The sequence below is a fragment of the Anaerohalosphaeraceae bacterium genome (genome assembly GCA_037479115.1).
Lineage (GTDB): Bacteria > Planctomycetota > Phycisphaerae > Sedimentisphaerales > Anaerohalosphaeraceae > JAHDQI01.
In genome coordinates, this window is the sequence record JBBFLK010000021.1 from 16,743 (window position 1) to 29,155 (window position 12,413).

Here is a 12,413-nt window from a genome sequence, read left to right on the forward strand (position 1 = left end):
ATGAGAACGGTTTGGATTGCGGCGGGAGTCTGTCTGTTTTGGAATGCGGCGGCTGCGCAGATGCCGGACCCGCCCGGACAGGTCAAGCCGGGCCAGAAACCGGTCTATGAGGCCTACCTGTTTGCGCATATGATGGAAGGCGATTATGGCCGGCTGTATTACAGTGTGAGCCTGGATGGGCTGCACTGGACGCTCTTAAACGGCGGCAGGCGGGTGTTTGAGGAATACCGGGGCCATCCGGATATCTGTCGGGGGCATGACGGGCGGTATTATTTGGTCGGCAACCGGCGGGATGAGGACCTGATTATCCATTTTTGGGTCTCGGAAGATTTGCTCTGCTGGAGTCAATACAGCCAATATGAACCGAATCTGAGAAGCATTCCGGATTATCCAAGAGCCCTGATGCGGGTCGGGGCGCCGAAACTTTTTTATGATGAGCCGTCTGCTCAATATCTGCTGACGTGGCATACGACGCACGATTTGGGACCGATAGACCTTCCGGAGCCGTACTGGGCAGGCCAGCGGACAATTTACGCTCTCTCCAAAGACCTGAAAACGTTTTCCAGTCCTCCGAAGAAACTTTTCGGATGGGATATGGCCACCATTGATGTGATTGTCCGCCGAGCGGGCGAGTTCTATTATGCCGTTATCAAAGATGAGCGCTATCCGACGCTCGATTGGCCGACCGGAAAGACGATTCGAATCTGCCGAAGCCGCAGTCTGCTCGGCCCGTATTCAAAACCCGGCCCGCCGGTGAGCCCGAATTTTCGCGAGGCGCCGATGCTGATTCCCTCGCCGGATGGGAAAATCTGGTACTTGTACTATGAGCAGTATCCGGGGATTTCATACGGGCTTTCGATAGCGGAGAAGCTGGAGGGGCCCTGGTATCAGGCCTATGGCAATTCACCAGTGAAGGACTGGAACAAATATGAGCTGCCGGCCAGGGCCCGTCACGGCTGTATGCTTCCCATCAGCCGAAGGGAGTATGAAACGCTGGTGTCTGCGTTAAAATAAATAGTTTTTTCTTGTTTTTTCTCTCGGCCGATTTAAAAATCCCCTGGTGAAAAACGGCCCCGTACCCAAGCCCAGGGAGGGGAAACTCCGGCCGTTTCCTGATAACTGACAGCTGATAACTGACGATTTTTGAACTGGAGCAAAAGGGATAGAAAATGAATCGTCGGACCTTTTTGCATCGCTCTATCCTGGCCGTTTCTGCCGGGTTTCTGGCCTCTCGAAAAGGGTTTTCCTTGGAATCGCCGGAGGGCTTTCCGGTCCAAATCGTTGTCGATGCCTCCCGAAAAAGCGGCGAGTTTCGTCCTATCTGGCGGTTTTTCGGGGCCGATGAGCCGAATTACGCCTATATGAAAGACGGCAAAAAACTTTTGGCCGAATTGGGAAAGCTGGCTCCGCAGCAGGTCTATTTCCGCACTCACAATCTTCTCTGCTCCGGCGACGGAACCCCGGCCCTCAAATGGGGCTCCACAGGCGTCTACCGCGAGGATGAGCAGGGCAGGGCTGTTTATGACTGGACTCTTTTAGACCGAATCTTTGATACCTATCTGGAGTGCGGTGTCAGACCCTACGTTCAGATTGGTTTTATGCCAAAAGACCTGTCCATCAAACCCGAACCCTATCAACATTCCTGGACCCCTTCGGCCAAATACGAAGAAATCTATACCGGCTGGGCCTATCCGCCGAAGGATTACGGCAAATGGGCTGAGCTGGTCTATCAATGGGCCAGACACTGCGTACAGCGATACGGGCGCAGTGAAGTCGAAACCTGGTACTGGCAGGTCTGGAACGAGCCCAACATTGGGTATTGGCAGGGCACATTCGAAGAGTTCTGCCGGCTTCACGATACGGCGATTGATGCGGTCAGAAGAGCTCTGCCGACCGCCCGGGTCGGCGGTCCCGATGTTGCCGGCAGCGGCGGACAATTCCAAAAAGATTTTCTCCGGCATTGTCTGGAAGGCACCAACCGGGCAACCGGCCAAACGGGCACTCCGCTGGATTTTGTCTCGTTCCACGCCAAGGGAGCTCCTCGCTTTGCGGACGGCCATGTTCGAATGGGCATTGCCGAACACCTTCGAACCATCGAAGACGGTTTTCGCATCATCGCCTCCTTCCCGCAGCTGCAGGGCCGGCCGATTATCATCGGCGAATCAGATCCGGAGGGCTGTGCCGCCTGTCAGGGAGAACATCTCGGTTATCGCAACGGGACGATGTATTCCAGTTATACGGCCGCTGTGTTTGCCCGCAAGTACGAGCTGGCCGAGCGGTACGGCATCAATTTGGAGGGGGCCCTGACCTGGGCCTTTCAGTTTGAAGACCAGCCGTTTTTTGCCGGGTTTCGTTCTCTGGCCACACGGGGTATTGACAAGCCCGTCCTGAATGTTTTCCGAATGTTCAGCCGGATGGGCGGTCAGCGGCTCGCCGTCCAAAGCAGCGGGGCTGTTTCCCTCGAGACCATGCTCCGGGAGGGCGTCCGCCGTCAGCCCGATGTTTCTGCGCTGGCTTCCCTCGACTCGCACAAACTGGCTCTTTTGGTCTGGCATTATCATGATGACGACCTGCCCGGGCCGGAGGCAAAGATTGAACTGAATGTGAAGAATCTGCCGGCGGATTTCCGGCCGAGTTCTGTTCGGCACTTTCGGGTCGATCAGACTTACAGCAACGCCTACACCCTCTGGAAAGAAATGGGCCGGCCGCAGGACCCCGCCCCTGAACAGTATGCACGGCTCGAACAGGCAGGCCGTCTGGCGGAAATCCCTGCACCGGAGCTGAGCGTTTCCGAAACGGGCGGTTGTATTTTTCGCTTTTCTCTGCCCCGGCAGGGAGTATCCCTTCTTGAGCTGCACCGCACGGGGTAAACGGGGGTTTTAGACCGGCTTGAAAAGGGGAACGTTCAAACGCGAAACCAAATCGGAGGAGGAGGGATTCGAACCCCCGGTGCCTTTCGGCACAGCGGTTTTCAAGACCGCCACCTTAAGCCACTCGGTCACTCCTCCAGACAGCTGGAAGACCGGACAGAGGATATTGTAGAAGGCGGATATGCAGAAGTCAACCCAAGTCCGGCGACTGTCGGTCAGTCATTCCGTCCATAAAGATATTGTTCGTCCGCAAAGGTATAGTCAAAAACCTCTTCGGGTTTGAAGTAAAGGCTGATTTCATACTCTGCCGAGGCGGGACTGTCGGAGCCGTGAATCAGGTTGAATCCGCGGCTGCATCCGAAATCCCCGCGAATCGTGCCCGGTTCGGCCTCGTAGCCGAAGGTGGCCCCCATCAGTTTTCGAGCCATCTGGATGACCCCTTCGGCCTGCCAGACCATAATCAATACGGGTGATGAGGACAAATACCTTACGACGCCTTCAAAAAAGGGCTTGCCTTCGTGAACCGCGTAGTGCCTGCGGGCCAGCGATTCGGGAATCTTCATAAACTTGGCCGCTACCAGTTTCAGGCCCTTGTCCTCAAATCGCTGGATAATTTGTCCCATCTTATGCCGATGTACGGCATCAGGCTTGAGGATAATCAGCGTCCTTTCCGGCATACTGGTTTTATCCGCAAAGCCGGCGGCTACCGTGTGCTGGGAACAATATAAATCTCCACCCGGCGATTGGCTGCATTGCCGCCTTTGTTGGGCTTGTTCGGTTCAACAGGACGGTATTCGCCGTAACCCTTGACGGCCATTCGTTCCGGCGCGATGCCGGCCGCTATCAGAGCGTTCAGAACGGATATGGAACGATGGACCGACAGATGCCAGTTCGTCGGATGGGCCTGCAGGGTGCTGGGCTTCTTAATCGGCACATCATCTGTATGCCCAACAATCACCATATCAAATCCCGCGGCCTCCGGTGTTTTCATAATCGCGGCCAGCTGCCGAAGGGCTTCCTGAGCCGAGGCGGCAACCTTGTCGCTGCCTAAGTCAAACAGCAGGTCGCTCTTGAATTTAAGCATCCCGGTGCTTTCATCAAAGGTAATCATATCGCTGGTCTTGGCGAACTCCTGAAGCCGCAGATTCAATTCCGGCGGCAGGGGAGCACCGCTCTGAAGCAGTTGGGCCTGCATCTGAGCAATCAGGGCCTTCTTCTTTTCTAAATCTGCTTCAAGGGCCGCTATAAGGGCATTCTTGGCCTGAAGGTCTGCGCTGCCTTGGCCGGCGAGCATTTCTTTGTCTTTCTGGCATTGCTGCAGGTTGACGCTGCACTGAGTTAATTCATTTTCCAGGCTGGAAATGCGTTCCTGCTGGAGTCGGTTCTGAGTCCGGAGCTCATCAATAGTCGGTTGTTGACAACCGGTTATAAAGATCAGAGCGGCAACGGAAACAATTCCAATCAAAGTCTTAACCATCTTCATATTCAATCCCTTTCTTGCTCCAGAAACTCCGTATTTGTTGCTCAAATCAGGAAAAAACTGTATTGATGCAATTACACCTTCTTTTTATCGGTTTACAAGAGCGAATCTAATTTATTTTTTCTTTTTTTTCTCGGGTTTTGGGGCCTTTTCTTTTTTGGGCTTTTGAGCGATGCCTGCCGGCTTAGGCGGTTTTTCCGACAGCATTGAGTTGAAAACAGCCAGCAGGAGCAGCGTCAGGACGAAAAGACCGCCTGCAATCCACCAGGCCATAGAGACTCCCATCAGCTGAGAACCGGCCAGGAGGTTCAAAAGTCCGGGGCGGATATGCCGCAACCCGGCCCCCAGGGCAATTGCCGCAATAATCAGCGAAGCAAAGGGAACCAGCATTGCTAGACCGTAGGCGGTGGTGGCCGGGTCCACTGGGGCGGCGGCAGCGAGTTGTACTGCGGCGCCGGATGGAGCTGTAACGGATTCGAGCGAAGCCGCTTCGGCGGCGGAGACCGCCTGCGGGGTTTTGGCCTCTTCTGAGACTTCCTCAAGCGGGGCCTCTTCGGCCAGTTTGAGCGGTTCTTCTGCCAGCGGCGCTTCTGCGGCCCCTTCCGCTGCGGCGGGCAGAATGTCGTCCAGCACCGCTCCTAACGAGGTGTCATCCGCCTGCAGGGATAGGTCCAAAAGGCCGGAGCCGCTGCCGACGCTTTCGAGGTTGGCGTCGGCATCCAGACTTTCGATTTCTTCCAGTTCGCCGGCGCGGGTTTCCCCTTTGGTATCGGCGGCCAGTTTGTAGCCCTCATCGCTTTCATCCAAAACATTGATGCCCATCGAGGTTGCCCGTGTGTCTTCAGAGCTGAGGTTTTCTTCGCCGGCCATGCTCAGGCCGAATCCGCCTTCGCTTTCCTTTTTCGGGGTTTCAGGGGTTTCCTCTTCATCGGGCAGGAGCTTGATTTCGGCCGTTTCCTCCAGCTTCAGGTCAAAGTCCGTTCCGGCGGCGGTCAGGTCCAGCAAACCCTGCTGGTCGGCAGCCAGTGCATCCACCTGTGTTTGGTCAAAGAGGGCTTGTCCCTTATCGAGATATTGGCGAAGCGTGCCTTCTTTGACGAGGGCTTTCACCTGTTCTTCGCTCTTGCCGAGTTTTTCCATTACTTCCTGAAGGGTGTAATATTTGCCTGCCATAATTGATTTCCTGCCTTATTGAATAAGTTCCGTTTGGGATTGGTTTTTCTTTTCGGTTTCGGGCGGGGTGGGCTGAATCGCTTCGAGCATCTGTTTTTGGTGGATGTTTTCGAGGACGCTTCGAATCTGCTGCGGGGTCGGGTCGGCGCTGTTCCATTCGGTCAGGAGCCGGTCATATTCCCAGGAACGGGCGGCCATCAGCCGAATCTGCTTGAATCCGGTTTGCCGGTCGAAAAACTCATACACCCAGATGGTCCGGTTTCGTGTATCGATCAGAGCGATGCCCTGGTTTTCACGGCTGATTTGAACGGGCACAGCCAGAATTGTGGAGGCGGTCGGAGCTTCGCCGGCACGAACAGCAAGCGGTTCAAAAGGGTTGCGGAACAAAAGTGCCGCTGCGGCTATCCCCACAGCGATGCCGGCTATGAAACGAAATCGATTCAGCGCACCCATTTCCGGTTTTACCTAACCTCCGCAAAAATACTGCTTTATCCATCGATTATACCGGACTTCTGTCGGGGTTCAACTGGTTTTTAACTCATTTGACGCTGAAATTAAGAAAACAAAGCTGCCATTTTGAACAAATTCGAAACACGAAGTTCGAAATCCATAAAAAAACTTTCGGAGTCAAAGGCAGACGGCTTATCGAATACAAAATCCTTGAATGCTTGCTGAACAGGAGGGAAGATTTTCCGGAATTTCCCATTTTTTCTATCAATTGCAGTGGGGGCAAAAACGACTTTATTGAGGAAAGGTCTAAAAAACAAGGAAGATAGAAGATATATATTGTCCCGATAGTAGTTTTTGTTGACAAGATTAGGTGTCTTTGGTAAGATAGGGAATATAAATTAAGTAAAAAGAAGGAAGGGAGAAAGCAGATGGAGAGCCGCCGGGCAGGAGGGGGATATGTGGCTGACGAGGCAATTTGAGTATCCCTATTGGTCCACCAACAGTACTTTTACCTCGCCGGGGGTCTGCGCGGCCTGGAATGACCCTTTCAACCCCATTCCCTATCACGATAGCGGCAAGTCGGTCATAACCAATGGAGATGTGGAAATCACGATTCATACCGAAGTGGTTCATCCGGTCTGGTCGGTTATGGGGTATATTACCGACACCAACAGCCTTGGTTTTATGTACAGTGATGCGTATTTCTTTCTGCAGACCTATGTGATTCGGAATCTGAAAAACGAACCGCTGACGAATCTGGAGTTTTATCAGTTTCTGCACAGTCATGGAGCGGATGAGTACGGGCCGTATGTGAATTCGACGTATTGTGACGCGGCCTTTCCGGACCCGCTGGCAAATTATGTTCCGTTCAACCCCGTTCATCGGGTGGGCAATTTTCGCTATGACATTACGCAGTGGAACGGGCCGAAGACTTCCTCCAGTCATGTGGATTTTGTTGGGTTCAGCAGCACGGTGGAACCGGACTGGATTGACAATTCTATGTATCGAGGCCATCAGGGCCGACCGCGGGACGGGACGCACGTTCATATTGAAGACCGTGTTTTAAACGGCAAAGACCGGATTTACGGAGAAGAAGTCGGCGGGGCGATGGGCTGGGCCCTGGGGACACTGGACCCCAACGAAAGCACGTCGCTGACTCTGGCGTTTCTGTTTGGTCCGCAGAAAGAGACGGAAAAACTGGTCCTGGGAAAGACGGATGATGTGGAGGCGGGAGGATGTGTGGGACCGGGGGATACGCTCACATACACTCTCCAGTGGCAGAATGTCGGTACGGAAGATGCGCAGGATGCGGTGCTGGTGGATTATCTGCCGAAGGGAGTGGATTATGATCCTGTCCTGAGCCTCGAGCCGCTGGTTTTGGATCCGAATTATAATCCGGCCGACCATACATACACCTGGCATTTGGGGACGATTCCGGCCGGCAGTTCCGGCAGCCGACAGTTGAGGGTGACGGTCACGGAACGGGCTGAGCCGGGGATGCCGATGCGCAATCGGGCGGTTTTGACGAGCTCGCTGGGGCTGGTGAGTGCGGAGTGGGACACGCGGGTTTGCTGCTGGAGTGGGGAGGAGGTGATTTATGTGGACCGGCGTGCGAAGGGAGCGGATGTGGGGACCCGCTGGCGGGATGCCTATACGGATTTGCGGCGGGCGCTGGCCCGAGCGGCCGTCGGCTGCGGCTGTGAAATATGGGTGGCGCAGGGCGAGTATGATCCGGGGCGTCTGCCGGAGGAGACGTTTGTGATTCCGGCCGGGGTGAGGGTTTACGGCGGTTTTGCGGGAAATGAAAGCAGTCGGCAGCAGCGGAATCCAAAAAAGTATAAAACCATCCTGACCGATGCGGCCGATGCGGAACGCAATGAAACTGTGGTACGGATGATGAATAACAGTTTTCTTGATGGGTTTACTATAACGGGTGCGGACAATCCCGAAGGGCCAAGCTATGGTATTTATGGTTCCGGGGTTGACTTTTCACTTGCCAACTGCATTGTAGAAAATAACGCAGATTTTGGCATCAGAGCGATTAACGGCAACATAATTCTGGAATGGTGTTATGTGCGAAATAATGGCTCTGACGGGATAAGACATTCAGGAGAAGGGTATACGCTATCGATGAGCAACTGCTGGGTGATGAAGCAGATGAGAAATGGAGTGTTTTGTCAAAGTTCCACTCCGCGAATCTTCAATAGCATCATTTCAGAGTCAGATCTATCCGAATTTGGTAATGCAGGCGTCCGAATGATTAACCCGACGAATCCGCCAGTTCTTCATAATTTGACGATGGCTTATAACAGAAATGTTGGGTTATCATTTGTTGATAACCGAACACTTTCTGACCCCAATGACAAAGACTGGCCGGAGGTACAGAATTGTATTTTGTGGTACAACAATCGAGGGGGAGAACAGGTTTCCGGTTTCGGGAGGGAGCATATCTACTACAGCTGCATCTATGATCCGAATCATCCGCAAGGGAATTTCACGCCGGACGGCAACGGCAACATCAGCGTCGAGCCGAAGTTTGCCTATGAGGACCCCAACAATGTGCGGATTTTATACGATTCGCCCTGCAAAGATGCGGGCAATCCGTATCTGGAGTATGAGGGGCAGACGGATATGGACCATCAGGAGCGGGTGTACGGGGCGGCGGTGGATATGGGGGCGTATGAGGTGCACTGCGAGGACATCTCCAATCCTTTGGATTGGAATGCGGATGGTTTAGTCAACTTTTTCGAGTTCAGCTCTTTTGCTCATGCCTGGCTGAGCCGGGACCCGAATGACCCTTCTATTACCGATCCAAACCTGGTTGATCCGAATGATTTTATCGGCTGGAATCCGGTTTGGGATTTAAACGGCAATTATGCTGTTGGTCTGTCGGACCTGATTCTGTTTACCAACGAAACACCGTGGTTGTGGAAAGCGTGCTGGCTGGATATCGAGCAGATACAGGGAATGGGCAGCGGCGGCGGGGATATGCTGTTGATGGGCGGCGATTTTATGGGGCTCAAAGATATGCAGTCTGCTTCCGAGGCAATCGAACAGCCGGAGGTGTCAATCGAAGGCCGGATTAGCCACCTCCAGGAAGCGATTGCGTTTTTGGAGCGCATTTGGCGGGAGGACCCGGAGATGCAGAAAGATATTGACGCCGAGGTCTGGAAAAACTTTATGGATACAGTCTATCAGGGTCTTCTTGAATTGCAGGCCGACAGTGTCCGGAGAGAACAAGAATGAATGCATTGCGTCAGAACTACAAAGTTCATGAAAATCTGGGTTTGAGCAGGTATGTGACTAACTTGCAAACCCGGGCAAACAAAGAAAGAAGGGAGACCCTGTGATGAAAAAAATCATTCCATTTTTGTTTCTTATCAGTTGCTGCTCAATAATTATCTATGCGGGATACGAAGATGGTCTGATCGGCCCCGGTGAATACGAATATGAGGTCGAATGGGGTAGCGGCCTGCTTGTGGTTGATGGTGGGGGGGCGGATTTAATAATGATTCTAAGCCCTGCACGTCTTGAGGTTCGATCAACATCTCCTTTGGTTCCGGGTTACGGCGGTATTCTAGACATCGTGCTTTACGGCAATAGCCATATGGATTATTTCGGCGGTCAGACGGATGAGCTTACGGTACGCGGGAATGCATCTGCTAATCTTTTTGGGGGACGCATAGATTACATTTCCAGCTTCCGAAATGTTCAATGGGTTTACGGGCAGCCGGTTGACCAGAAGATAAATATCTATTGTAAACCCGGCTGGGCGTGGAAATATGAAAATAATGTGATCCGAGGCATTACGGGTCGATGGCTTGATAATACCGAATTTAACATCCGTTTTACAACAAACGGAGAATACTTTGGCTATGATCCGGTCTGGGCGAACGTTCGTGTCATTCCGGAACCGGCCGGTTTCCTTCTGTTTGGCTTGGGAGGGCTGCTGCTCAGCAGGCGTCGAACGTATGTCTGACCAGAATGATTTTATCGGCTGGAATCAACGATGTGATCTGAATGAAGATTATCTCATCAACCTGGATGACCTGGCGGAATTTGCGGAAGAGCCCTGCGGCAACTGGGGATGGATTGCCTGCTGGAAGCGGAGCCGGATGAACCGGTTGGAGTCGCCGGTTGACACGATGATGAGCGGCCGCGGACAGGAAAGCATAACGGAGTTGATGCTAAGAGCGGACTTTCCGAAAACTTCCCTTTTGCAGGAGGCGGAGGAGCCGGACCCAGCCGTGCTGGAACGGAATATTCAGCTGATTTTGGAGGAAGTAGAAAGATATATCATCGAGCAGCCGGAGAATGTGGAATCCCTGGTAGAGATGAAGGTCTTTTTGGAAGAGATGTTATGGGATCTGAACTATACAGAAAGTAAAGAGGGCTTGTAATTAATATCTAATAGGATTTTTGTGTCATGAAACTGAACAAGAAAAGATGCAGACAGGAGGATCAAATCATGAAGCAATTGTATCTATTTCTAATTTTGTTTTTTGTCTATCCAGCAGCTTCCTTTGGTGCTTGGGATTATGTAATTTCGGGCGGTTATCATGGAACTTATACCCTGACAGAGAGTCAGTCGCTGTTAATGACAGGGGGGGGGCCGTTAGGATAGAAGGATATAATTTAAGTTATGTAGAAATTCAAAATACTGCTCCTTTGCAGGAGTTTGTTGGGGGAATAAGTTCTTTAATTCTTAGTAATAACGCTACAATGAATTATTATGGAGGCGATACAGCCCTTTTTGACATTCGAGATGATGCTTTAGCCGTTTTTAAGGGCGGCAGAATAAATGGCATCCGCAGTTTTCAGTATGTCGGCTGGGTGGGGCGGGATTGGGTAGGTCCGCATATTGAGATTGTTTGCCGGGATTATGTTGCTACTTCGACGCTGGTGACGGGCACGTGGAATACGGACAACAATCACGACGGCCTGTGGGATACCTTCCGCATTCAACTGCTCAATCAAAGCGGCTATTCGCCCGTGCTCAGCAATATCAAGTTCACGGTTATTCCTGAACCGGCAACGGTCTGCCTGCTGGTTCTGGGCGGGTTGTTTGGAAACCGAAGGGGTTGAATCGCAATGTAAAAAAAAAGCCCGGGGAAAAGACCGGGCTTTTGGGTTTTTCCGATGGGTTTCGGCTGTCAGAGTCCGGCGGCTTTGCGGAGTTTGGCGGCCATATCGGTTTTTTCCCAGGTGAAATTGGGGTGATTTCGCCCAAAATGGCCGTTTCTTGCCGTTTCGGTATAGATAGGACGCCGCAGTTTTAAGTGCTGAATCATTCCTTTCGGGGTCAACGGGAAAAAGTCCCGGACGAGTGCTTCCAGACGATTTTCGTCGATTTTTGCCGTGCCTTCGGTGTTCACCAGGATGCTGATGGGTTCGGCAACGCCGATGGCATAGGACAGCTGGATTTCACAGGTGTCGGCCAGGCCGGCGGCGACGATGTTTTTGGCGATATAGCGGGCCATATAGCTGGCGGAACGGTCCACTTTCGAAGGGTCTTTTCCGCTGAAGGCGCCGCCGCCGTGGCTGCCTCGTCCGCCGTAGGTGTCCACAATGATTTTGCGCCCCGTCAGCCCGCAGTCGCCTTTGGGACCGCCGATTTCAAACCGTCCGGTTGGGTTGATATGAAAGATCGTGTTTTTGTCCACGAGTTTTTTGGGCAGAACGGGCAGGATGACTTTTTCAATTAGTTCTTTACGGGCCCGCTCGGACATCCGCTCGGTCTTTCGGTCCACGACGGAGGCATCATGCTGGGTGCTGCACACCACAGCGTGAATGCGGCGGGGTTTTCCGTTTTCGCCGTATTCGACGGTGACCTGGCTTTTGCCGTCGGGACGCAGCCATTTGATTTTGCCGGTTTGACGCATTTGGGTCAGCCGATTGGTGATTTCGTGTGCCAGATAGATAGGCAGGGGCATATACGCCGGGGTTTCCGTGCAGGCATAGCCGAACATCAGGCCCTGGTCGCCGGCACCGCCGGTATCCACACCGATTGCAATATCGGGGCTTTGCTGTTTCAGAGAAACCAGGACGGCGCAGTTGTCGGCATCAAAGCCGATATTCGGGTCGGTATAACCGATGCTGCGGATGGTATCGCGGGCCACCTGGGGGATATCGACGACGGCTTTGGAGGTGATTTCGCCGGCGATGACCACCATGCCGGTGGACACGAGCGTTTCGCAGGCGACGCGGCTGTTGGGGTCCTGGGCGAGCATCGCATCCAGGACAGCATCGGAAATCTGGTCGGCAACTTTATCCGGATGGCCCATTGTGACGGATTCGCTGGTGAAAAAGTGCCGACGGGCAGCGGAACAGCCGCCTGCGGACTGATTGGTTCCGGCCATTGACTTTCTCCTGTATTGTGTTGCTTTTTTAAAATTCATTAAGAAAGGGACTTTAGCGGTTTTCGGCCGTTTCGTCAACAA

General features: G+C 53.0%; 11 protein-coding genes and 1 tRNA gene. 6 read left to right on the top strand and 6 right to left on the bottom strand.

The genetic code is table 11. The features are described from left to right. Together WHS88_10010 and WHS88_10015 are read left to right on the top strand one after the other, a co-directional pair. A complete protein-coding gene (locus WHS88_10010; GenBank protein MEJ5260513.1) occupies positions 1–1,014 on the top strand; it encodes a hypothetical protein in 1,014 nt (337 codons plus the stop codon). Between the two features lie 155 nt (positions 1,015–1,169). Next, positions 1,170–2,870, top strand: a complete 1,701-nt coding sequence (locus WHS88_10015) for a hypothetical protein (protein MEJ5260514.1) — start codon at positions 1,170–1,172, stop codon at positions 2,868–2,870. Between the two features lie 53 nt (positions 2,871–2,923). Here the strand turns inward: WHS88_10015 and WHS88_10020 are convergent. The 5 genes from WHS88_10020 to WHS88_10040 all read right to left on the bottom strand — a co-directional run bounded on the left by WHS88_10020 (position 2,924) and on the right by WHS88_10040 (position 5,976). After that, a tRNA-Ser gene (locus WHS88_10020) sits at positions 2,924–3,008 on the bottom strand. A gap of 77 nt (positions 3,009–3,085) precedes the next feature. Further along, positions 3,086–3,547: a nucleoside-diphosphate kinase gene (gene ndk / locus WHS88_10025; GenBank protein ID MEJ5260515.1), complete on the bottom strand. Its 462-nt coding sequence runs from the start codon at positions 3,545–3,547 to the stop codon at positions 3,086–3,088. A gap of 26 nt (positions 3,548–3,573) precedes the next feature. Next, the gene (locus WHS88_10030) at positions 3,574–4,353 is read right to left on the bottom strand and encodes an OmpA family protein (protein ID MEJ5260516.1); all 780 of its coding nucleotides are present in this window, start codon (positions 4,351–4,353) and stop codon (positions 3,574–3,576) included. A gap of 111 nt (positions 4,354–4,464) precedes the next feature. Then, positions 4,465–5,523: a helix-turn-helix domain-containing protein gene (locus tag WHS88_10035; protein MEJ5260517.1), complete on the bottom strand. Its 1,059-nt coding sequence runs from the start codon at positions 5,521–5,523 to the stop codon at positions 4,465–4,467. A 15-nt stretch (positions 5,524–5,538) separates the two neighbouring features. After that, positions 5,539–5,976 (bottom strand): hypothetical protein, encoded by a 438-nt coding sequence (locus WHS88_10040; protein ID MEJ5260518.1) that lies wholly within the window; start codon positions 5,974–5,976, stop codon positions 5,539–5,541. Positions 5,977–6,429: 453 nt separating this feature from the next. Between WHS88_10040 and WHS88_10045 the strand changes: the two genes are divergently transcribed. From WHS88_10045 to WHS88_10060, 4 genes are all read left to right on the top strand, one after another. Then, positions 6,430–9,219 (top strand): choice-of-anchor Q domain-containing protein, encoded by a 2,790-nt coding sequence (locus WHS88_10045; protein ID MEJ5260519.1) that lies wholly within the window; start codon positions 6,430–6,432, stop codon positions 9,217–9,219. A 103-nt stretch (positions 9,220–9,322) separates the two neighbouring features. Continuing rightward, positions 9,323–9,952 carry a hypothetical protein gene (locus tag WHS88_10050; GenBank protein ID MEJ5260520.1) on the top strand — a complete coding sequence of 210 codons (630 nt, stop codon included), beginning with the start codon at positions 9,323–9,325 and terminating at the stop codon, positions 9,950–9,952. Continuing rightward, positions 9,945–10,373: a hypothetical protein gene (locus tag WHS88_10055; GenBank protein ID MEJ5260521.1), complete on the top strand. Its 429-nt coding sequence runs from the start codon at positions 9,945–9,947 to the stop codon at positions 10,371–10,373. Before WHS88_10050 ends, WHS88_10055 begins: the two co-directional genes overlap by 8 nt. A gap of 322 nt (positions 10,374–10,695) precedes the next feature. Beyond that, on the top strand, positions 10,696–11,058 hold the full coding sequence (locus WHS88_10060) for a hypothetical protein (GenBank protein MEJ5260522.1): 363 nt from the start codon (positions 10,696–10,698) through the stop codon (positions 11,056–11,058). 68 nt (positions 11,059–11,126) lie between these two features. Here WHS88_10060 and metK read toward each other — a convergent pair whose 3' ends face one another. After that, positions 11,127–12,332 carry a methionine adenosyltransferase gene (gene metK, locus WHS88_10065; protein MEJ5260523.1) on the bottom strand — a complete coding sequence of 402 codons (1,206 nt, stop codon included), beginning with the start codon at positions 12,330–12,332 and terminating at the stop codon, positions 11,127–11,129. Between the last annotated feature and the right edge of the window lie 81 nt (positions 12,333–12,413).